General features: G+C 69.2%; 13 protein-coding genes and 3 pseudogenes. 7 read left to right on the forward strand and 9 right to left on the reverse strand.

Annotated features, from left to right (window positions below; all coding sequences use genetic code 11):
• Positions 1-420: 420 nt before the first annotated feature.
• Positions 421-981 (reverse strand): annotated as a pseudogene (locus tag IPG61_10325) (immunoglobulin domain-containing protein).
• 2,045 nt (positions 982-3,026) lie between these two features.
• A complete protein-coding gene (locus IPG61_10330) occupies positions 3,027-4,088 on the reverse strand; it encodes a S9 family peptidase (GenBank protein ID MBK6734469.1) in 1,062 nt (353 codons plus the stop codon).
• Between the two features lie 279 nt (positions 4,089-4,367).
• Between IPG61_10330 and IPG61_10335 the strand changes: the two genes are divergently transcribed.
• From IPG61_10335 to IPG61_10360, 6 genes and pseudogenes are all read left to right on the forward strand, one after another.
• Positions 4,368-5,951: a VCBS repeat-containing protein gene (locus tag IPG61_10335; GenBank protein MBK6734470.1), complete on the forward strand. Its 1,584-nt coding sequence runs from the start codon at positions 4,368-4,370 to the stop codon at positions 5,949-5,951.
• A 112-nt stretch (positions 5,952-6,063) separates the two neighbouring features.
• Positions 6,064-6,306, forward strand: a pseudogene (locus tag IPG61_10340) (DUF1565 domain-containing protein).
• A 507-nt stretch (positions 6,307-6,813) separates the two neighbouring features.
• Positions 6,814-7,407, forward strand: a pseudogene (locus tag IPG61_10345) (right-handed parallel beta-helix repeat-containing protein).
• Between the two features lie 265 nt (positions 7,408-7,672).
• Positions 7,673-8,572 carry a hypothetical protein gene (locus tag IPG61_10350; protein MBK6734471.1) on the forward strand — a complete coding sequence of 300 codons (900 nt, stop codon included), beginning with the start codon at positions 7,673-7,675 and terminating at the stop codon, positions 8,570-8,572.
• 149 nt (positions 8,573-8,721) lie between these two features.
• Positions 8,722-10,986 (forward strand): right-handed parallel beta-helix repeat-containing protein, encoded by a 2,265-nt coding sequence (locus IPG61_10355; protein ID MBK6734472.1) that lies wholly within the window; start codon positions 8,722-8,724, stop codon positions 10,984-10,986.
• Positions 10,987-11,268: 282 nt separating this feature from the next.
• Positions 11,269-13,179 carry a right-handed parallel beta-helix repeat-containing protein gene (locus tag IPG61_10360; GenBank protein ID MBK6734473.1) on the forward strand — a complete coding sequence of 637 codons (1,911 nt, stop codon included), beginning with the start codon at positions 11,269-11,271 and terminating at the stop codon, positions 13,177-13,179.
• Between the two features lie 5 nt (positions 13,180-13,184).
• Here the strand turns inward: IPG61_10360 and IPG61_10365 are convergent, their stop codons facing one another.
• The 5 genes from IPG61_10365 to IPG61_10385 form a co-directional block, all read right to left on the reverse strand.
• Entirely contained in the window at positions 13,185-14,693 is a 1,509-nt protein-coding gene (locus IPG61_10365; GenBank protein MBK6734474.1) for a DUF2779 domain-containing protein, read from the reverse strand.
• Positions 14,694-14,918: 225 nt separating this feature from the next.
• Positions 14,919-16,262, reverse strand: coding sequence for a hypothetical protein (locus tag IPG61_10370; GenBank protein MBK6734475.1), 1,344 nt, complete (start codon positions 16,260-16,262; stop codon positions 14,919-14,921).
• Positions 16,263-16,298: 36 nt separating this feature from the next.
• The gene (locus tag IPG61_10375) at positions 16,299-16,874 is read right to left on the reverse strand and encodes a T9SS type A sorting domain-containing protein (GenBank protein MBK6734476.1); all 576 of its coding nucleotides are present in this window, start codon (positions 16,872-16,874) and stop codon (positions 16,299-16,301) included.
• Between the two features lie 31 nt (positions 16,875-16,905).
• On the reverse strand, positions 16,906-18,399 hold the full coding sequence (locus IPG61_10380) for a T9SS type A sorting domain-containing protein (protein ID MBK6734477.1): 1,494 nt from the start codon (positions 18,397-18,399) through the stop codon (positions 16,906-16,908).
• A 6-nt stretch (positions 18,400-18,405) separates the two neighbouring features.
• Positions 18,406-19,338 (reverse strand): hypothetical protein, encoded by a 933-nt coding sequence (locus IPG61_10385; protein ID MBK6734478.1) that lies wholly within the window; start codon positions 19,336-19,338, stop codon positions 18,406-18,408.
• Between the two features lie 304 nt (positions 19,339-19,642).
• On the opposite strand from IPG61_10385, the gene IPG61_10390 reads away from it, so the two are divergent.
• Positions 19,643-20,539 carry an alpha/beta hydrolase gene (locus tag IPG61_10390; GenBank protein ID MBK6734479.1) on the forward strand — a complete coding sequence of 299 codons (897 nt, stop codon included), beginning with the start codon at positions 19,643-19,645 and terminating at the stop codon, positions 20,537-20,539.
• 9 nt (positions 20,540-20,548) lie between these two features.
• Here the strand turns inward: IPG61_10390 and IPG61_10395 are convergent, their stop codons facing one another.
• Positions 20,549-21,460, reverse strand: a complete 912-nt coding sequence (locus tag IPG61_10395; protein MBK6734480.1) for a hypothetical protein — start codon at positions 21,458-21,460, stop codon at positions 20,549-20,551.
• 37 nt (positions 21,461-21,497) lie between these two features.
• Positions 21,498-22,052: a hypothetical protein gene (locus IPG61_10400; protein ID MBK6734481.1), complete on the reverse strand. Its 555-nt coding sequence runs from the start codon at positions 22,050-22,052 to the stop codon at positions 21,498-21,500.
• Positions 22,053-22,143 lie beyond the last annotated feature (91 nt).

Consider the following 22,143-nt stretch of genomic DNA (forward strand, 5'->3'; position numbering starts at 1 on the left):
CAATACTGGACAACCTCATTTCCACTCGGATGACCTGACGAGAGAGCCGCGCCCCCGGGGGCGCAGCCCTCCCCAACAACAAACCTACCTCACGATCGTCAACCTCTTCGCCCCCAACCGCTCCCCACCCAGGTCCAAACTCACGAAGTACACGCCCGCCGCCACCTGGCGCCCGCCATCATCGCGCGTGTCCCAGCGCGCCTCGAAGCGGCCGGCCGGCATGCGCCCCAGATCCACCTGCCGCACGCGGTGGCCGCGCAGGTCGTACACCGAGTAGCGCACCGAAGCGTCCTGGGCCAGCGAGAACGAGAGTGTCGACTCGCCGCCGGTGGGGTTGGGCCCGATCGAATGGAAGATGCTGATGCGCGGCTCCAAAGAAGCCGCGTCCGACGTCGACAGCAGGTTCAACGTGCCGATGCCGCTCGTGACGCTGCCGCAGCCGTTGGACACGACCACCTTGTAGCCGCCCTGGTCGGCGAAGGCCACGTTGGTGATGGTCAGCACCTGGGTCTGCGAGCCGCTGATCGTCGAGCCGTAGGGGCCCAGGCCGTCGACCAGGGGCACGTCGTTGTGCAGCCACTGGTAGCTCAGGCCGGGGAAGCCGCCGCCGGCAGCCGACGAGAACATCACGGTGGCGCCCAGGTTCACGTTCTGCGAGAACGGCGAGGGGCTCAGCGAGATCCAGGGCACGCCCGTCTCGGTGTAGCGCGCCCAGCGCGGCGAGTACGTGGTACCGCCCTGCACGCTGGTGAATTCGCCGCCCGCGTGCACCTCGTTGAACAGGGTGCCCAGCGCCACGACGCCGTTGTTGGCGCCGCCCGAGGCGTCGTGCCAGCTGGCGCCGTCCCACCAGGCGATGTTGTTGCAGCTGACGCCGCCCGCCGCGGTGAGCGTAGCCGCCGGCGTAGAGCCGGCCGCCGTTCGTCTTGAGTGCGCGCACGCCCACCGAGTTCGTGCCGCCCGAGCCCAGGTTGTAATAATTCGCGCCGTCCCAGCGCGCGATGTTCGGGCTGCCGGCCAGGCCGGGGAACTGGCCGCCGATGATGAGGCTGCCGTTGTAGACCTCCAGCGCGAACACCCAGCCGCTGAAGGTGCCGCCCACCTGCGACCAGCTGGTTCCGTCGAAGCGGGCCAGGCCGCCGGTGGCGATGCCGTTCGCGCTGGTGAACGTGCCGCCGGCGTAGAGGTAGCCGTTGTATTCCTTCAGTGCGTACACCTCGCCGCTGGGCATGCCGCCGATGTTCTCCCACACGTCGGTGGTCTCGTTCCAGCGCGCGACCCTCTGCAGGGCCGTGCCGCCCGACGACGAGAAGTTGCCGCCGGCGTACGTCGTGCCGCCCATGCGCTCGATGGAGTAGACGTTGAAGTTGAAACCGGCGCCCATCGGCTCCCAGGCCGGGGGCGGGAAGGCGCTGATCGGGTTCTCCCGCCAGCGCGCGATGCGCAGCGCGCCGACGCCGCCTGCGGTCGTGAAGATGCCGCCGGCGATGAGCTCGTTCGAGCCGTTGAATCCCGGGTACTTGAAGGATTCCAGGGCATAGACGGCGTTGTTCATGCCGGTGCCGAACGGGCTGAGTGCGCCGCCGTTCCAGCCGGCGATGTTGCTGGCCGTGCCCAGCCCGAGCGTGGGCTGCTGGAACGAGCCGCCTGCCACCAGGCGGCCTGCGAACGTTGTCATCGCGAGCACGTAGCTCGCGCTGCCGCCGCCGAACGGTGCCCACACGCTGCCGTTCCAGTGGGCGATGTGGTTGGCCGTGCCGCCCGCAAAGGTGAAGGCGCCCACGGCAATCAGTTCGTTGCGGTACGAGGTCGTGTCCTCGACCCGGTCGTTGGTGCCGCCGCCCAGCGCCTGCCACGCCGAGCCGCCCGGCGGCCAGAAGGCCACGTGATTGACCGTCGCCGCGCCGGCCGTGATGAAATCGCCGGCGATGACGATGCCCTGGTGGATTGTCACGCTCCAGATCGTGGCGGCAACATTGCCCGGAGTGTCGACGCCATTCTCGAAGGTGTGGAAGGTGCTTCCGTTCCAACCGACCATGTTGTTGCAGACAACACCGTTGAACGTGCGGAAGCCGCCGACGACCAGCAGTTCGCCTGCGAACACATCCAGGTCGTAGATGCCGCCACCATCGGTGCCGTTGGTGACGGTCGCGAAAAGCCCGCCGCCGGGGTATCCGTGCGTGAGGTGGATGGCGCCCAACTTGTAACCGGCGGCGCACAGCTCGCCGTTGAACTCCGCAAGCGCACGCACGGCCGTGCCCGTCTGCGAGCCGAAGTCGGCCTCTTCGACGTCATCCCACAGGTTCGCGCCGGCATTCCACCGCGCGATGTAGTGTGCCGGGATGCTGGCCTGCGTCGTGAAGTGCGTCATGAACGTGCCGGCGATGTAGAGCGAGCCGTTGTAGACGATCATGTCGTTCACGTTGCCGGTGTTCGTCGCCGAGAGGCCCTCCCAGGTCGTGCCCGTCCAGCGCCGCACGGTCTGGTCGAATGTGCCCACATCGTTGTCCCCGTCGCAGCCGGCGACGAGCTGACCATTGAACACGACCAGGCTGTACACCGAAAGCGGGATGCCGAACCCGAACGGCGACCACTGCGCCGTCGACGGATCGTACTGCGCGATGTTCTGCGCCGCCACGCCGCCGATCGAGGTGAAGTTGCCCGCCACCACCAGCCGTTCCTGGATCGGGCCGGCGCCGTCCGGGTCCCACGTGATGGAGTCGTAGATGTTGCCGTTCGAGCCGTTGGGCAGCGTGCCGTCGTCCATCGGGCCCTGGATCCAGTCCTCGCATTGGGCCGCAGCCACGGTGGGCAGCAGCAGCGCGGAAGCCAGCACCATCGCCACCGCGGTCTTCATTCGCAGATTCATCGGATTCTCCTCGGTCGCACAGGGTGGAGGCGGAGTTGCCGGCCGTCCATCCAGGACGGGTCGACGGCGTCACGCCGTTTCGTGCTTTCGAGGAGTCATACGCTCGGGGATGTCGGGGCGAACACGGTTGGCGGCGCCCGCTCATGACCGGGCGTGTTCAATGAAGGGCTGCCTGCCCCGGGTTCGGGTTCCGCCGGTACGCCGCCCGGTCCAACTCGCCCAGCGAGCGGATCGGCGTCGCCGGCGAGAGGTACTTCGCCAGGAATTTCCAGATCTTCACCCGCGTCTCGCGCGCCGCCCGCGTATCGATGCGGTCGAAGCTGTGGCCGCCCGGCACGTCCTGGAAGATCTCGTACTCGAATTCCTTGTCCTCGGCCTTCAGCGCGCGGATCAGGTGCTCGACTTCCAGCACGTTCACGTCGTCGTCGTTGGTGTTGGTATGGATGAGCAGCGGCGTTGCCAGCTTTGCCGCGTGGTTGACGGGCGAACGGCGACGGTACTCGGCCACGTCCTCGTTCGCGGTCTTGCCGATGTGGAACGCAGCGGAGAATTCCTCGCGGTAGTCGTCCTCGTAGTAGCCCATGCGCGCGACCAGGTCGCTGACCGGCACACCGGCGAAGCAGGCCGCGTACTCGCTGGGATTCTCGAAGATATCCATCAGCGCGATCAACCCGCCGTGGCTCCAGCCGACCACGCCCACCCGCGTGCCGTCGATGTACTCGAAGTTCTCGACCATGAAGTCGCGTGCGGCGTTGTTGTCGGCGATCTCGAGGCCGCCGTAGTCGATATTCTCGTAGAACGTCTTGCCGTAGCCGGTGCTGCCGCGGTACTCGGGCGCCACCACCACGTAGCCCTGCGCCATCAGCTCGCGGATGATGTGCGTGTGGTACGTGGTGAAGTTGGCGTGCACGCCGCCGTGGGGCAGCACGATGAGCGGGTGCTTCTTCGCGCGGTCCAGGTCCCTGGGCACGAAGGTATAGGCCCAGAACTTCAGCGGGTTGTTGGCGCCCATCGCGGTCGGATTCTCCACATGCGCGCGCGGCGGTCCGGTGATGAAGACCTTGTCGATCGCGGCGACGTCGCCCACCCGGTGGTACCAGAGGACGTCGTCGACCGCCTTCTCCAGCGTATCCAGCCGGTGGTCGAGTGCCTCGAAGCGCTTGTCCAGCTGCGTGGAGGTGGCCGGCGTGGTTGCGGCGGGGTCCTGCGCCATTGCCATCGTGGCCGTGCCGGCCAGCGCCAGTGCCAAAGCCACAGGCAGCGTCGTGACGAGGGGGAAACGGTGACGGCTCATCAGCAACGCCCTCCGGTGTGCGTGGTCCCGCCTGTCGCGGCCAACGGAGCGGTCATGCCACGGTTGAAGAGGTCGCGTCAACGGACCGACGACCTCGCTGGCCCATACAAGACAAATTAAGTATCATATCCATGCACTACGACCCTCCCCGAAAGGACTCCCGACATGGCCCACCCTGAGCGATGGAGGCGGTGCGCGGGTGCCGTGCGTCTGGAACGACCGTCCGCCGGCAGCCTGCTTGTCCTGTTCCTCCTGTTGGCCGCCGCTTCCGCCCAAGCCATTCCCATCGACCAGTGGACCTACAAGCTCGTCAACAACCAGCACTCGCAGACGCTCAGCCTCGGCTTCGGCGACGTCGATCGCGACGGACTGGTCGACATCGTCTCGGACCAGTACTGGTTCCACAATCCAGGGGGCGACATGCTGGGCGCGTGGACGCGCGTGGCGCTGCCCGTCGGCATGGGCGCCTTCGCGGTCACCGACGTCGACGGCGATGCTTTTGCCGACATCATCGCGCAGAAGACCGTCGGCGACCTGAACCTCTACTGGCTCGAGGCGACCAATGCCGGCGCTACCGCGTGGAGCCAGGTGCTCATCGGCGCGGTGCCTGTCGCCAGCCATCCCGAGGGCGCGCAGGGCTACCGCCTGGGGCAGATCGAGAGCGGGGGCAAGCCCGAGGTCGCCATCTCGAGCGGCGGCGGCATCTACTACTTCCGCATCCCGGCCAATCCCGCTGCCGGTGCGTGGCCGCGCGTGCGCATCAACGCGGCGCCGTCCGATGAGGGCTTTGCTTTGGGCGACGTCGATCGCGACGGCCAGCTCGATGTCGCCGCCACCACCGGCAACGCCAAGGGTGTCTTCTGGTACCGCAATCCCGGCGACGGCGGCGCCGACTGGTCGGGCACGCAGGTGGCCACCTTCACCGAGGCGGACTACCCCGATCGCACCGAGCTCGGCGATTTCAACGGTGACGGCCGGCTCGACATCGTCGCGAGCGAAGAGAACGGCATGCCGAACAACGCCTCGACCATCTGGTGGGAGCAGCCGCTGAACGCATTCGCCGGCAGCTGGACGGCGCACCCCGTCGTCACGCAGGGCAGCACCAACAGCATGGACGTGGCCGACATGGATCAGGACGGCAACGTCGACCTGGTGCTGGCCGAGCACTACGGCAACCTGCGGTTGCAGGTGTGGACGGGCAACGGCGCCGGCGTGCTGAGCCTGAACGTGCTCGCGACCGGCATCGAGAGCCACCTCGGCGCGCGCACCGTCGACCTTGACGGCGACGGCGACCTCGACATCGTCAGCATCGCCTGGAACACGCCGCAGAACATCCACCTGTGGCGCAACGACAACGGCGGCGGCGCCTCGCCCGTGCCGGGGACCGGCGGCGTGCCTGCCTCCGGGCTCATCGCCTCGCTCGAGGCCTGGCCCAACCCGTTCAACCCCGCCGTCGAGTTCGCCGTCGGGATGAGCGGCGCGGCGCTGCTGCGGGTCGACATCCACGACGTGGCCGGCCACCGCGTGCGGCAGCTCCACGACGGCTTCGCCGCTGCCGGCGTGCTGACATTGCGCTGGGACGGGGACCGACGACCAGGGCGCCCGCCTGCCGGGCGGCATGTACCTGGTGCGGGCGGCCTCCGGGGCGGCGCTGGTGGTGGCGAAGGTGTCTCTGGTCGGGGACGGGCGGGCAGCGCGTTAAGGGGATCCCGCGGCCCCGCTGCGTTCTGCCGCCGCATGCCGGCACTTCGTGCTTGCGGCATCACGTTTATAATTGTCCTATCATGAGAGCGTCGCGAGACCTTTCGGGATTTTTGCGACCGGTGTGGCCGGAAGTTGCAGCGGTAGCCAGGCTCCAGGGCACGAATGGATAGGAGGGCACCTCATGTGGATGGGCCCGATGTTGCGATGGATCGCGGCCGTGGGGTCGATGCGGCTGCGGCCGTTCGGGTTGGCGGCCTGCGCGGTGGCCATGGCTGCCATGCTGCTCCCGGCAGCGGGCGTGGCCGCTGCATTTTTCATCGGCATCGGCGGCGACGACGACTATCCAGGCACCCCGGCGCAGCCGCTCAAGTCGATCCAGCGCGCGGTCGACCTGGCCGCGGCCGGCGACACGATCCGCATCCTCGACGGCACGTACTCGGGCGCCGGCAACGCCAACGTCCGCTGGAGCGACCGCAGCCTGACCTTCATGTCCGACAGCGGCAACCGCAAGGAATGCGTGATCGACTGCAACGGGGCCGACGGATTCCGCTTCCTCGACACCGTCCTCACCGACACGCACCTGGTGCGCTTCAACGACCTTTCCGTCGTCGACGCCGACACGGCGATTGCCGTGCTGCGCACCGGCTTCAGCAACATCACGCCGGTCGACTTGCAGATCAGCCGTTGCGCCCTGCGCGACGGCTACGTGGGCGTGGCCTCGCACGGCGGCAATGTGCTGCTTGTCGACAGCGTCCTGGCGGACAATGAGCTGGCCGGCCTGCACGGCGGCTACGCGATCGGCCTGGCCATGAGCGGCTGCGAGGTGCGGGGCAACGGGACCGGTCTGTTCTTTACGCAGATGTACGGCCCCGGTCCCGTCGTGCTGGAGAACACGGCCATCGCGCTCAACGGCACCGGCATCCGGTACTGGCAGGAGAGCGCGAACATGGAGCTGCGGCAGTGCCGCGTCGATTCGAGCCTCACCGGCCACGGCCTGCGGGCCGGCTCCGATTTCAGCGTCCTGACCATCGACGGCTGCACCCTGCGCGGCAACGCCCAGCACGGCATCGCCAACACGCAGGGCACCTATCTCGTCGTCAACGACACGTACATCGCCGACAACGGCACCTCGGGCATCGCCATGCCGGCCGGCTACGCGGCACTGGACCTCGAGAGTGTCACCATCGTCGGCAACACGTCGTGGGGCATCGGCCCGTTCACCTGGGCTGCGCTCGAGGCGCCGATGGTTCCCATGGGGCCCCGCAAGAGCGACAAGGACCCGGCCCATCACATCCGCATCAACAACTGCGAGGTCTCGGGCAACGGCGCCGGCGGCGTCGCGATCGCGGGCGCCTACGACCCGATCCGCGTCACGTCCAGCCTCGTTGCGGACAACCAGGGCCTCGGGCTGCAACTGGGCGGCACGACCGCCGAGGCGACCTGCCAGCTTACTTCGCTGACGATCGTCGCGAACCGCGGCAACGGCATCGACGTGGTGGCGGGCCGGTGCACGGCCACGAACCTGCTGGTCACGAACAACCGGGGCGCTGCGGCCAAGGTGCTGACCGGCAGCGACCTGACGCTGGGCTGCTCGAACCTGTTCGGCAACGGCGGCGGCGACTGGGTCGGCGCCGTGCAGTCGCAGTTCGGGCTCTACGGCAACCTGTCGGTGGACCCGCTCTATTGCGGGCTGACCGCCGCCGACTACTTCGCTGCGCGAGGATTCACCCCTCGCCGCGGCCAACAGCGACAGCTGCGGCACCATCGGCCGCTTCGACGCCACGTGCCCCGCACCGCCCGACACGGTGCCGCCACTGCCGATCATCCTGCGCGACGTGCCCGGCGACCAGGGCGGCGCCCTCTCCGTGTCCTGGCCGCGCCATCAGCGGGACTCCGAGCTGGCCACCCTGCCCGTGCAGGAATACCTCGTGCAGCGCCACTGGGGCCTGGCCTGGCAGACGCTGGGCACCCTTGCCGCCACCGGCGCCGACACCTACAGCGTCGTGGTCACTACGCCCGACATCATGGTGCTGGGCCAGCCCGCACCGCTGGCACCCTATCGCGTCGTGGCGCTGACGGCCGCGCCCGGTGTCACCTACACATCGGCCGCCGACAGCGCCTGCTCGTTCGACAACCTGCCGCCGCCCGCGCCGGTCGTCGAGCTGGTGGAGTCCGAGGGCTTCCGCACCCTGACCTGGAGCCTGCCGCCGATCCTCGACCTTCGTTCGGTGTGCGTGTTCCGCGGCACCGAGCCCGGCTTCGTGGCCGGCGAGCCCGTCGGCTGCCCGAACAATCCGTACTTCGTCGAACACGACCTGGCCGGGTACTACTACCGCGTGCAGTTCATCGACACGCATGGCAACGCCGGCGCATTCTCGGAGGAACTGCACGGCCAGTATGTCTCGGACGTTCCCGGCGCCGGGCCGGTCGTCCTGCGATTGCTCCCCAACCGGCCAAACCCGTTCAACCCGCAGACGACCATCAGCTACGAGCTTCCGAGCGCCGGACGCGTGCGCCTGTCGGTGTTCGACCTGGCCGGTCGCTGCGTGCGCATGCTGGTCGACGCCGACCTGGGCGCCGGCCACCACGAGATCGTCTGGGACGGTCGCGACGACACCGGCCAGCGGCTGGCCTCCGGGCAGCTTCTGGCGCGACTGATGTCCGACGGGCAGATGCGGTCGCTGTTGATGGGGTTGGTGAAGTAGGGCGATTCGGTTGTCGCGGCGGCGGACCGTGAATAATATTGAAAATATGTAGTCATTTGCGCTACCATGCCGGGGCCTGCCCATGTCGCCGCTGCGGCGGTGGGCAAGGTGTTCTCGCCCGTGGAGTTCTGCATGGGGGGTCACGAGATATGCATACTCATCGGGTCATTCCTCACCGTTTGGCCGCGCTCGCGTTCGCGACCGCGATCATCATCTTCGCCCTCGCCGCCACCGATGCCGTCGCCACAACCCGGTACGTGGCCCCGTGGGGCAGTGACCTCAACCCCGGCACGGCGCTGTTGCCGATGGCCAGGGTGCAGACGGCGATCAACGCTTCGAGCGACGGCGACACGGTGCTGCTGGCGGACGGCACCTACTCCGGCACCGGCAATCGCGACATCGACCTTCACGGCAAGGCCATCCGTGTGGCGTCGAGTTCGGGACAGCCGCAATCGTGCATCATCGACTGCACCCACGACGGCGTGACGCTGCACTACGGGTTCATCTTCAGCGGCTTCTATAGCGCGCCGGCCGAGTTGTCCGGCCTGACGGTGATGGGCGCCCGGACGAGCGGTGACACCGCCGGCGCGCTGATGATGCCGGACGGCGCTTCCGAGGCGGCGACCGGCGCGGCGCCGGTGCTGGACCACGTGCGTGTCGAAGCCAACACCGGCAACGGCTTCTATGTGGGCTATGCGCGCCGCATGTTCACGGCGACCGACTGTTCGTTCTCCGCCAACTCCGGCAGCGGTGGCGTTTCACGGTCGGTGCACGCCATCGGCGGCCACAGCTTCGTGCGGTGCCAGTTCGTCGGCAACGGCGTGTCGGGGTACCGGTCGGGAGCCTACTGCTCCTTCCCGACGCAGAATCTCTACGTGGACTGCGAGTTCAGCGGGAACGTCCAGGACGGCTATCTCTGCACGAACACGCTGTGGCAGAGCGAGAACTTCAGCAACTGCACGTTCGCGGACAACGGCGGCCATGGCGCCAGCGTCAAGTACGCGGTGACCTACACCGGCTGCACGTTTGCCGACAACGTCGGCTGGGGCCTGCGGTTCGACATCATGGCCGGTGATCCAGGCGGCGTCACGGTCGGCACCAGCGCCTTCGAGCGGAACGACGCGGGCGGCATCGGCTGTTTCAGCGCCACGACGCTGTTCGGCAACATCAACGTGACGGACTCGACGATCTTGGACAACGGCGGCGCCGGCTTCACGGGTCTGGTCACGCGCACGGCCGGGAGCGTCAGCGGCTGTGTCATCGCGAACAACGGCGGGCCCGGGCTCGAACTCAGGCCGCTCGTCCCGCCCACCTACCCGAGCCCCGTCACCGGCAACTTCGTCGTGACGCGGAACACCATCGACGGCAACACGGGCGCGGGCCTCAGCCTCCGCTTCGAGAGCGGCCACGACCCGGCCACCGATGTCATGGGTGTGTCCGTGTCGCGCACCATCATCAGCGGGCATGTCACGGCGGCCTCCATCGCCGGCATGGTGCCCGGCGCGCTCAGCGTGGAATGTACCGACGTGTGGGGCAACACGGGCGGCGACTGGGTCGGGGCGCTGGCGCCGTTTGCCGGCCTGGACGGCAACCTGAGCGCCGACCCGATCTACTGCGGCAGCGCGATCCCCGAGGACCCGTGGTCGATCAGCGCCGCGTCGCCGTGCACGGGCGACGACGATCCGGCCTGCGGCCCGATCGGCGCGCGCGGCGTCGGCTGCGGAACCTACATCGACTGGTGCAACCTGGCCGGGCCGCCCGTCGTGTACGCGGCGGCCGCGGGTGTGGCCGGGCCGTTGACGGGATACGTCCAGATCATCGGCGTCACGTCGCTCGCCGGCGCCACGCCCGGGTTGCTGGCCCAGGCAGGCTGGGGGCCGAGCGGCTCCGATCCTGCCGCCGGCGGCTGGCTCTGGGCACCTGCGACCTACTACCGGGATGTCCACGGCCTCGATGTCTTCCGCGGGTGGTTCACGGTGGGCGCTTCCGGAACGTATGCCTGTGCATTCCGCTACGGATTCGCCGGCGGACCCTGGGTGTACGGCGATCTCGACGGGAGCGACAACGGCTACCAGGCGGCCCAGGCCGGCCAACTCGTGGTGGGCACAGCTTCGGGCACGCCCGATGTCCAGCCCGCGCAGCTGCGCCTGCACGCGGCGCAGCCGAACCCGTTCAATCCCTCGACCACCCTGCGCTTCGACCTGCCGACCGCCGGCTTCGCGCGGCTTGCGGTGTACGACCTGGCAGGACGGCTGGTGCGCACGCTGGTCAGCGGGCCGATGGAGGCGACAGCGCACACCGTCACCTGGGACGGCCGCGACGACAGCGGCCGGCCCGTGAGCGCGGGCGCCTATGCCGTGCGGCTGGAGGCCGACGGGCAGGTGCGCTCGCAGCTGCTGGCGCTTGTGAAGTAGGAAGGCCGTGGGCCGCGGCGGCTCCCGTCGCCGCGCTCCCGATGATATCGCAGGATTCCCGCCCGGGCCCGGTGAGGGCCCGCGGCGGTTTCTTCGCCTTTCCGGCCGGCGAATCCTGATCCTCAATTTTCGACGTAAATAGCGGCTTTCATGTGCGATACGTCCATTCCCGACGGCTCTCCCGTGGTATACTCGTTCCAGCGCCACGGTGAGCCGTGGCGGCACGCGGGGGACGGCATCCTTGACGGCGCATCGCGAAGTTCTGAAGCTCGGGGGTACCTGATGTCTGCCCGCACCCTGCTGTCCTGCCTGTTGCTCACGGCGCCGCTCGCTTCTGCGGCCGGGGCCGCGCCGGTGGCCTGGCATGTCAGTCCTGCCGGCAGTGACGCCGCCGCGGGCACTGTCGGCGCGCCGTTCGCGACCATCCAGTTCGCCGTCGATATCGCGGCCGATGGCGACACCGTGCGCCTGGCCAGCGGGACGTACAGTGGCGCCGGCAACGCGCCCGTGGCCTGGGCCGACAAGAGCCTGGTCATCGTCTCGGCGGACGGCGACCCCGGCTCCTGCATCGTCGCCTGCGCCGGGCAGGACGGCTTCCGCTTCCTCGACACCGATCTTTCCGATGCGCACGGGTTGCGCATCGCGGGCATTTCGTTCGCCGACGCCGACACGGCCGTGGCCGTTCTTCGCACGGTCAACGGCCTGAACCCGCGCGTGTGGTTGAGCCTGACCCGGTGCACGGCGCGCAACGGCAACGTGGGCGTGGCGTCGAACGGCGGCTGGCTGGTGCTCGATGACTGCGCCTTCAGCGGCAATGCCACGGCCGGCATCGCGGGCGGCTTCACCTTCGGGCTGACGATGAGCGACTGCATCGTGCGCGACAACGGCGTCGGCCTCATGTTCACGCAGATGAACCCGTCACCCCACGCCGAAGTCACGGGCTGCGCGTTCGTGGGCAACGGCAGCGGCATCCGCTATTGGCAGGAGGGCGGCGGGATGACGCTGCGCCAGTGCCGCGTCGATTCGAGCACCACCAGCCACGGCATCCGCACCTCGAGCGACTTCGAGGGGCTGCTCCTCGACGGCTGCACCGTCAACGGCAATGCCGGGCACGGCATCGCCAATTCGCAGGGTTCTGCCGTGATCATGACCGGCGGCGAGGCGTGCGGCAACGGCCTCAGCGGCGTGGCTACGGACGTCGCCGACGCGGCGCTGCGCCTGGATGGCGTGCGGCTGGCGGGCAACGGCGGTTGGGGTGTGGGGCGCTACCTGCGCAGTGACGGCAAGTCCGGCCCCGACGATTCCGGAGCCGCGGGTCCCGGCGTCAGGGACCAGGGCACGGCCAGCGGCTCGCCCGACAAGGATCCGGCCCACGATATCGACATCCGCGGCTGCGACATCGTCGGCAACCTGGCCGGCGGCGTGGCGTTGACGGGCGTGTTCGATCCGCTGGTCATCGAGGAGTCGACCATCGCCGGCAACGGCGGCGCCGGCCTGCAGGTGGGCAGCACGCGTGCCGGCGCGCTCTGCGGCATCGCGCGGGTGACCGTGGTCGACAACCAGGGCGACGGCGTGGAGGTGACCGCCGGCGCCTGGGATCTCACGCAGGTCCTCGTCTCGCACAACCAGGGCCAGGCCGTGCTCGTGTCCGGGGCGGGCGCCACGGTCTCGCCGTCCTGCACCGACCTGTTCGGCAACCTGGGCGGCGACTGGACGGGCGCACTGCTGCCCTACCTCGACACGGCGGGCAACGTGAAGGTCGACCCGTTCTACTGCGACCTTGCCGCCGGCGACTACACGCTGCGCGACGATTCACCGCTGTCCCCGGCCTACAGCGACGGCTGCGGCCTCATCGGCCGCCATGAAGTGGCCTGTCCCGCGCCGCCTTCGCTGGTGGCGCCGGTGCCGCGCGGCGCCGAGTCGCTGGCCCTGGCCAGCTGGCCGAACCCGTTCAACCCGCGCGCGACGGTTGCCTTCGACCTGCCGCGCGCCGCCCACGCACGCCTGGCGCTGTACGACCTGGCCGGTCGCCTGGTGCGCGTGCTGGTCGATGAACAGGTGAACGCGGGGCGCCACGAGGCCGTCTGGGACGGACGCGACAACGCCGGCCGCAACGCCGCCTCGGGCGTCTATGTGGCGCGCCTGGTCAGCGCGGGGGCCGGCGGGTCGGTGCGGATGCACCTGATTCGCTAGAATTCTCAGGCCAGGCGCCGCAGCACTTCCAGCAGCTCGACCATCGCGCCCGTGTCGCGTCCGCAATAGGCGCGCAAGGCGCCGAGGATCGCCTCGCGCTCGCCCGGCGCCAGGTCCGTGGCGTACACCGCGCGCAGCCAACTGCGGCCCGCGGACTGGCCGTCGGCGATCACCAGGTCCTCGTAGCCGCTGCCCGTCCACGCGGGCAATACCGACTTCAGCGAATACGAACCGTGCTGGGCCGGATGATAGACCGCGAACGTGCGGAACGGGTCGGCCAGGTCGCGCAGGCGAGCGCCCAGGTCGGCGGCCATCGCGGTGTGGGCCGGATAGGCACGGCCCAGCGACGCCAGCACCTGCTGTTCGAAGGTGGCGTTGAAGGCCAGCACGGTGCCGCGCGGACCGATGGCCCGCAGCGCCTCCAGCAGCGCCGGCCGCGGATCGTCCTGCGTGTCGGAGAGGAACTCGACGTGCCGCGATGAAGGCTCGCCGGGCGCTTCCTGCACATGCAGCGAGAACTGGAACGGCACCTGCTCGAACGGGCGCGTGCCGTCGAACAGCGGCACGGCCGGGTTCAGCGATTCGAAGTCGAGGTGCCACAGCGGGTACTCGAGCTGCGCGAGCAGTTGCTGCACCGCCGCCCGGTCCACGTGCGGCGCACCGGCGGTCACCGCCGCCTTCTGCACCAGCTGCAGACCCGACAGCTCGCGGTCGGGCACATCGCCCACGCCTTGCCAGCCGCGGTCCAGCCAGCCGAACGCCTTGCGGCCGGCCCTCACCATGGTGGTGACGTTGTTGTCCGGCAGGTTGCCCCAGCACACAGGCAGCATCGCGCAGTGGAACGGGTCGCGACAGTGCGGGCCGATGGGCACCTGCGGCCGCTCCCCGCCGATCGTCGCGGCGAACCGCGCGAACAGCGGCGACACCTCGGGCATCAGCGCGCGCACCTCGTCGGTCACGTCATCGCGTGCGAACAGACGCTCCGGCTCCACCGGCCCCTGGCGCACGTAGCTCGTGTCGATGTGCATGAGGTACAGGCGGTCCAGCTTCACGCCCGCACCCTCGATGGTGCCGGCCTGGAACGCCACGTCCCACAGGTTGATTTCCTTGACCCGCGTCGACGACTTCACCTCGATCAGGTCCCACGCCTGGCCGCCGCCCGCCGCGGGCGTCAGCACGTCGGCCCGCACATAGCGCCTTCCCGCCGGTTCGTCGCACAGGAAGCTGGCCTCGAACACGGGGCGCCGCTCCTGCAGCATCGCCCGTGTCACGGCCACCGTCGCCTCGATGTCGGGACGGTCGCCCGGGCCCGCGCCCGCCGGCACCTCGACGCCGCCCGGGAACAGCAGCTTGGCCAGGTCGCCCACGGTGTGGCCCATGTCGAACACGTACTGCATCGACGGCGGCGGCGCCGGGATCACGTCGCGGTCGTTGTACTGGGTCCACAGCAGCAGGGGGCATTGCAGGCCGGAGAGGAACTTCGACTTGGAGATGACGGGGTTGGCCGTGCCCATCGGGTGTCCTTCCGCAGTTGTCCGGTGATGGGCGAGGCGGGCTTGGCGTGGATTATCGCTCCTGGGGGCGCGCGAGTCCATGCCGGGATCGCCGATGCTCCGGCGGCGCGGGAGTGTTGTCGAGTGCGTGGGGTGTGAAACGAGGTTGTCCAATAAAGGGCCCGCAGCATGGGCCTTTACTGGACAACCTCATTTGTACTCCGGGAGAGATGAAGCATTCCCGGGTCAGCGGCCCGCCTGGCGGTCCGCCATGGCAGCCCGCGCAGATTCCATCTCGGCCCGCAAGGCCAGGTGAGCGGCATGCATGGCCGCAAGTTCCTGTTCCAGCCGCGCCGCGTTGGCCTCCTGCGAAGCCAGCTTCTCGCTGAGCACCTCGCCCGGCGTCTGGGGCCCGCGGGTGGGCGCATCCTCGCCGTCGCCGACGGCCAGGAGCGTCGGCGACACGGTCCCGTACGATGTGGGCACGTAGAGCAGCGTGAGCGACACGTCCTCGACATCGATGACGCCGGACGCCTCGGTGCCCATCAGGTGGACCGTCACAGGCGTGCCCGCCGTCGCGGTGAAGACACCGTTGAGGTGCACGGGAATGGAATAGGATCCGCTGGCGGCGCCCGTGGCGATCGCCACGTTCACGTCCTGCGCGGTGCCGAAACCGATACCGTCGTCGGACAGGCCGAGGGCGCCACTGGTCGCGGTGCCGCTCGTGTGGGTGATGCGGGCCACGCTTTGGCCCAGGGCCAAAACGAAGCCGTTGGCCGGTGGCGTGAGCGTGCGCGACAGGATCGACGCGACGGCGGTGTTCATGGAGGTGAAGTTGGTGTTGGTGACGCTGGCCAGGCCCGGCTCGTTGAACGATTCGACGGAGTTGATGCCGCCGATGGGGAACCGGACAGAGTCGTCGAGGGGCTCGTTGAGTTCGATCACGGCGGACTGTGTAAAGCCCGCGAGCGACAGGAGCGGATCACTATTGAACTCGCTGAGGAGCATAGCAAAATTGCTAAGGCGGCTCTGGAGGACAAGAGTGCCGTCCCCGAATACGTCGGATCCAAACTCGGCGACCATGCCGCCGTTTACAGCGCGACACGTCAGGTTCGCCTCGCCTTCCGGGCCGACCTGCGTACTCAGGACGGACGCGAATCCCCGCTTGATGTTGATGCCCGCCGTGACGGTGTCCGCCGCCTGCGCCCGCAGCGCGAACGGCGTCGCGCTCAGTTGCGTGCGCGGCAACTCGGCCTCGCCGTTCACGCGGATGCCGATGAAGCGCGGCGACGTCCTGGCCACGGCGCCGCTCAGGGGCGACACCGAGCCCAGCGCCACCGCAAACACGCCATTGCTGACCGGGACGCCGGTGTGCGCTTCGCTCCACAGGGCCGTTCCGCCGCTCGCCGTGTTGTAGACGGCGATGTCGAGGTTGACGGGGACCTCGAGCGGCTGGCCGCCCGCGTCGGTGAGGAATCCCTGGAAGGCAATGGTCTGGGGCACGGCAGCGTACGCCGCGGCGCCGGCGACCAGGGTGGCCGTCACGGCCACGAGTCTCAGCAGGTTCAGGGTGCGACAGGGGCGGATCATGGCTTCGGTCTCCTCGGAAGAAGGTATCGGTGACGCCTAGCGGACCATCAACATGCGCTTGGTGGCCGACCAGTCGTTGATGTTCAGGCGCGCGTGGTACAGGCCGCTGGCGACCGGGGCGCCGCGGTCATCGCGTCCGTCCCAGTGCATGGTGTGGCGCCCGGCGGGAAGCGTGGTGGCGAGCAGTCGGCGGACGCGCCGGCCGGCCAGGTCGAAGACCTCGAGCGAGACCTCGGCGTTGCGGGCCACGCTGAACGCGAGCGTGGTGCCGCCGCTGAACGGGTTGGGGTGGTTCGGCGCCAGGGCGTTGGCGAAGGTGGCGCCGTCCGCGGCTGGATCCTGCGGGTCGGGCCCGACTGCGCTCACGTAGCCGAGCCCGGGGCGCCAGAAGCCCTCGGTCAGGACGTAGCTGCCGCCGGCCGTATGCCCGACGACACCCGCTTCACCGACGGTGCCGGCCAGGCGGAAGCTGCCGCCGGCGCTGCCGACCGCGCCGCCTGATATCGTGGGGCTGGTCAGCGTCGCGGCCCCTGCGGCAGCCGGTGTCAGTCCCATCGTGCCGCCAGCCAGGGCCAGGGCCAGCGGGAACGCGCGGATGATCGATGGTCGCATGTCGCGGTCTCCTGTCTGTATTGGTTCAGCCTCAGCGCACCAGCATCATCTTGCGCGCCTGTGCCACGCCGTCGATCTCCAGTCGGTACACGTACATGCCGCTGGCCAGGCCCTTGCCGTCGAATCGCACGTTGTGGTCGCCGGCCGGCAGGTCGCCCTCGAGCAGCGTTGTCACGGCGCGGCCGCGTGCATCATACACGCGCAGCACCGCATGCGCATTGCGGTCCAGGCGGAAGGCGATCTCGGTCAGGGGATTGAACGGGTTCGGCGCGTTCTGGGCCAGTGCGCCGGCCGCCGACGGCAGCAGGCCCACGCCCGAGGTCGTCGGCAGCGTGTGGTGCGCGAAGTTGTACGAGGTCACGCAGCTGTTCACGGTGCCCGCGCCGCTGACATAGAGCTCGTTCCCGTCCAGGAGGATCATGTTCGAGACAATCGGCGCATTGCCGGCGTAGGCCGACCAGTCGGCGCCGTCCCAGACGGCCAGCCCGTTGGCCGGCACGCCACCGGCGGTCGCGAAGGCGCCGCTCACATAGAGAAGGCCGTCCCGCATGTCCATGCCGAAGGCGGACCATTCCAGGCCCGTGCCCAGGGCATGCCAGGTCGTTCCGTCCCACCGGGCGATGTAGTTGATGGGCTGGCCGCCGGCCGCGGTGAACAGTCCCCCCACATAGAGCGACAGTCCGTCGGCGCCGTCGCTGGCGACGTAGAGCTCCTCGCCGATGGCCGGGGACCCGGATCCGGTCGCCGTGAGGCCACCGCCCACGGCCGACCACGCCGTGCCGTCCCACTTCGCGATGCGGTTGGCGGCCACGCCACCGGCCATCGTGAAGTTGCCGCCCGCGTAGAGGTCGTGGCCGCCAGCGCCGTTCGGGCACAACCTGAGGACCTCGACCTTGGCGTTCGTACCGGAGCCCAGGGGGGTCCACTCGGTGCCGTCCCAATGCGCGACGTTGTATGCGTTGTAGATGCCTGCGGTGGTGAAAACCCCGCCCACGTAGAGGTCGGTGCCGCTGGTCGCAACCGTGCGCACCTCGCCGTTGACGCCCGTGCCCACGGTCTTCCAGGCGCCGGCATCCACGTCCCAGGCGGCGATGTACTTGGCCGCGGTCGACCCGGCCTGCAGGAACAGGCCGCCGGCGTAGATGACCTTGCCGCCCTCGGCGTCGATGCCCACGCCCGTTTCCCAGACGGTATTGTCCGGTGCGTGGCCGTTGCCGATGGCATGCCACGACGTGCCGTCATAGCGGGCGATGTTCTTCACCGGCGTCGTCTCGGCGGACCGGAATACGCCACCGACAAAGAGGTTGCCGCCGCCCATGCCGTCCGGCATGACGACCATGGCGTCGATGCTGGACGAGCCGGTGCCCGCCATGCTTTCGCCGACCGCCGACCACGCCGTGCCGTCCCAGCGCGCCAGCTTCGGGGCGTAGCTGCCGCCCGCATAGTCGAAGCTGCCGCCCACGTAGAGGTCGCCGTTCAGCACGGCGAACGCGCGAGCGCCATAGGCGCTCAGTCCGCTTCCCATGGCGAATCAGTTGCTGCCGTCCCACCGGGCGATGAGGTGGACGGAGACGCCGCCGGCCGAGGTGAAGCTCCCCGAGGCGTACAGGTTGCCGTCCTGCACGCCCAGCGCGGTGACGATGTTGTTCACGCCGGCACCCAGCGGACTCCACGTCGTGCCGTCCCAGCGTGCGATGCGGCTGAGCGCGGTGGCGCCCGAGGCCGTGAAGCTACCGGCGGCGTAGAGGCCGTCGGCGCCGGCCACCAGCGCGTAGACGGTGTTGTTGAATCCGTCGCCCAGCGGGCTCCACGCGGCGCCGTCCCAGCGCGCGATGCGGCTGGCGGCCACGCCACCGGCGGCGGTGAAGGAGCCCGCGGCGTAGAGGTCGCCGTTCCAAACGGCCAGGGCCTGGATGGTCGCGCCGGAGAAGCCCGTCCCCAGCGCCGACCAGTTTGCGCCGTCCCAGCGCGCGATGCGGTTGACAGGCACGCCGCCGGCCATCGTGAAGGAGCCGGCTGCATAGAGGTTGGTGCCGTCGGTGGCCAGGTCGCTGACCCCGTTGTTCACGCCCGTCCCCACGTCGGACCAGTCGGCACCGTCCCAGCGCGCCAGGCGGTAGTGGTTATCGCCGGCGATGCTGAACGTGCCGCAGAGGTACACATCGCTGCCGACAATCGCCAGCCCCGACACCTGGCCGTCGGTGCCGCGCAGGGTGAAGCGGTCGTCCCAGCCGTCGCTGCAGTCGACCTTGTCAGCACTGGTGAAGCGGGGCGCTCCGTCCGCACCGGTTTCCAGGTTCCAGCCCCGGGCGTCGAAGCTCCCGCGGGCGTCCGGCAGCAGCGAACCGTCGGGGGCCAGGGCGGTCTCGAGGCGGGCCGCCGCCGGCTCTGCGGCCGTCCCCGAGGTCGCCATCAGGAGAAACAGGCAGATAGCGACGATCCGTGCGCGCGGGCTCGTGCGCATATGTTGTTCTCCGGTAATGAGTTGGATGTTGACGAACGCTATTCCGGGATGAATTTCCGTGTTATCGCTATGATTTTACCCTGTCAGGAGCATGGGGTGCAAGGAGAGTTTTTGACTCTTTGTAATATGGAAATGCGACCTCGCCATCAACGCAACTGGTCACCGGGCCCCGGGTTGCGCTATGGTGCCCCGCGTTCGCGGCCCGCTCGGTTGGCACCGTTTCGGAGGAGTCCCGATGATGTTCGCGCTGGTAGGTCGACGGGTCGTGACGGCCTGGGCCGTCGTTGCCCTTGGCAGCATCGCCATGGTGCCGGTTCCGGAGGCGCAGGCGGCATCGCCGCGTGGCGCGGCTGTAGCTGGAGCGCCCGCGGCCGTGGGCGGCGAGGTGGCCGCCGAACCCCTGGCCATCGGCGAGACCTTCACGCTGGAATCCACGGTGCTGGGCGAGGTACGACGCATCAACGTCTACGCGCCCACCGGCGCGTTGGACGTGCCGGACGCCCGCCTGCCGGTCCTCTACATGCCCGACGGCGGCCTGGCCGAGGACTTCCTGCACATCGCCGGGCTGGTGCAGATCGGCGCGGCCAACGGCACCATGCGCCCGTTCCTGCTGGTCGGCATCGAGAACACCGAGCGACGCCGCGACCTCACCGGCCCGACAAGCGATCCCGAGGACCTGAAGATCGCCCCGCGCGTCGGCCGCTCGGCCGAGTTCCGCTCGTTCCTGCGCGACGAGTTGATGCCGCTGATCGATGCCCGCTATCCCACGAGCGGCGAGACAGCCATCGTCGGCGAGTCGGCGGCCGGCCTGTTCGTCGTCGAGACGTTCCTGATGGAGCCCGGGCTGTTCGACACGGCCATCGCCATCGACCCGAGCCTGTGGTGGAACCGCGGCGATTTGGTTTTGCGGTCCGGCGCGCTGCTGCGCGCGCGGCCGTGGCGCCTGGCCAACACACTGTGGCTGGCGAGCAGCGATGAACAGGGGATCGCCGTGCCGGTCGCGGCGCTGGCTGAATCGCTGGCGGTCTATACCCTGGCCGCGGGCGTGCCGGCCGTGGCCGATTCGGCGGCCGGCGGCGAGCTCAAGGCGGAGACGCCGGGGCTGCGCTGGTTCCACCTGCCGCTGCCTTCGGAGAAGCACGGGACGATCTTCCATCCGGCGGCGTTGCGGGCGTTTCGGGAGGCGTTGGGGGCACGCTGAGGAGGCGCCTCAACGCACCAGCGCCACACGACCGCCGGTGAACGAATCGCCCGCGCGCGCCCGCACGAGGTAGATCCCTGCCGCCACATCACGCCCGGCATCGTCGCGACCGTCCCATTCGCCGGTCCACGTGCCGGGCGTCAGCGTGCCGCTCCACAGGCGGCGCACCAGGCGCCCATCGAGGGAATGGACCGTGACGTCCGCACCGGCTGATTCCACCGCCGACGGGGCCACTTCGAAGGTGATCGTCGTGCGCGGGTTGAACGGGTTGGGGGTCGCGCGCAGGCCGGTGATGTCGGCCGCCGGCAGGGGCGCTGCGGACGGTGTGCCGGGGCCGACGCGTACCAAAGCGTCCTTCGTGACCAGCGGCAGAAGGACCAGGCCATCCATGTAGAATTTCGTTCGGTACGGTGCCAGGAGCAGCAACTCGAGCCTAGTCATGGCTTCTACGTTGCGACAGCGGAACGAGAACCGATAGACGACGCCCGGTCCCGTCACCGAGTTTCCGGCGCACAGCAGGCTGTGGCTGACGCGCAGTCGGCCGGCCAGGGTGTCGGCCTGGAATACGTGGAAGCGTGCCCCGCATGCCGCCGTCATCAATAGGCCTTCCTGCGTGGACGGGTCGGTCGGAGGCAGGAACTGCAGCGCCGCAGGGTCATACGAGAGGTAGGCGTCGTAGGCGTTGAAGGCCGGGCCCTCCACCGGCACCACCAGGTCCACCTGCAGGATATCGCCGGCCAGACCCTGCGCCGGCACGGGGATCACCGACAGCCGCATCGTATCGGTGGCGGCGGTGGCCATGTCGCCGGCACATGCCGGTCCGGGCCGGGCGGTGGCGGCCACCATCACCACCAACATCGCCATCACCGCCAGTACCCGGGCCCCGCCTGTTGTACGGCCGTTCGTGGTTGGGCGAGTCATCGTGTCTCCTCCCGGCGGGCGCGGTTGCAGGTCGCGCTCACCTGAACATGGACTTCAGCGCGCCCCAGGCCGCGCGCTCATTGCCGACAGCGCAGTCGAATTGCACCTGAGCGGCGGTCGCGACAAAGGGGATGGGCGCGTTCAGGCCGGTGCGCAACAGGCCGCTGCGCAAGGTGATGGGCGTGACGCCGCCGGCATGGCCTTCGAACGTGATGCGCACGACGGCACCGGGTCCGCTAACCGAACAACCCAGGTTGGCCACGTCCACGGCCACGGTGTCGGCGACGGCGGGTCCGAACCAGTGCAGGAATGAGGGGCAGGCCGCGCCTGTGACCAGCGAACCGGCTGTCACGCTGAGCGGGCGAATGACGTCGCTGTCGTATTCAACGACCAGCGAACAGCCGCGGAGGTCGGTGGCCCCGGCGTCGACCAGCACGTCGATCGTCCAGATCTCATCGCACTGGAACTGCCCGTTGTCGGGCGTGAAGCTCACTGTGGTCTGTGCCGCGGCGGCCGCGGCCAGCAGACACAACGCCAACGCTGCGGGCAGGCGGTGCGCGGCGGCAGTTGTGCGTTTGGCGAATGTTGTCATGCTGCATTCTCCCCGAAGTCGAATCCGATGTCACCGGCATAACGATTGCCGCCGGGGCGGCGGTCCTGTGACCGCCGCCCCGATGGCGGGT

It is taken from the genome of bacterium, from assembly GCA_016703265.1.
GTDB lineage: Bacteria > Krumholzibacteriota > Krumholzibacteriia > LZORAL124-64-63 > LZORAL124-64-63 > CAINDZ01.

Coding starts and splice junctions, on each gene's coding strand:
- IPG61_10370 (MBK6734475.1), bottom strand. CDS start 16,262: ATGATCCGCCCCTGTCGCACCCTGAACCTGCTGAGACTCGTGGCCGTG.
- IPG61_10360 (MBK6734473.1), top strand. CDS start 11,269: ATGTCTGCCCGCACCCTGCTGTCCTGCCTGTTGCTCACGGCGCCGCTC.
- IPG61_10330 (MBK6734469.1), bottom strand. CDS start 4,088: ATGGCAATGGCGCAGGACCCCGCCGCAACCACGCCGGCCACCTCCACG.
- IPG61_10375 (MBK6734476.1), bottom strand. CDS start 16,874: ATGCGACCATCGATCATCCGCGCGTTCCCGCTGGCCCTGGCCCTGGCT.
- IPG61_10380 (MBK6734477.1), bottom strand. CDS start 18,399: ATGGGAAGCGGACTGAGCGCCTATGGCGCTCGCGCGTTCGCCGTGCTG.
- IPG61_10390 (MBK6734479.1), top strand. CDS start 19,643: ATGGTGCCGGTTCCGGAGGCGCAGGCGGCATCGCCGCGTGGCGCGGCT.
- IPG61_10365 (MBK6734474.1), bottom strand. CDS start 14,693: ATGGGCACGGCCAACCCCGTCATCTCCAAGTCGAAGTTCCTCTCCGGC.
- IPG61_10385 (MBK6734478.1), bottom strand. CDS start 19,338: ATGCGCACGAGCCCGCGCGCACGGATCGTCGCTATCTGCCTGTTTCTC.
- IPG61_10395 (MBK6734480.1), bottom strand. CDS start 21,460: ATGACTCGCCCAACCACGAACGGCCGTACAACAGGCGGGGCCCGGGTA.
- IPG61_10355 (MBK6734472.1), top strand. CDS start 8,722: ATGCATACTCATCGGGTCATTCCTCACCGTTTGGCCGCGCTCGCGTTC.
- IPG61_10400 (MBK6734481.1), bottom strand. CDS start 22,052: ATGACAACATTCGCCAAACGCACAACTGCCGCCGCGCACCGCCTGCCC.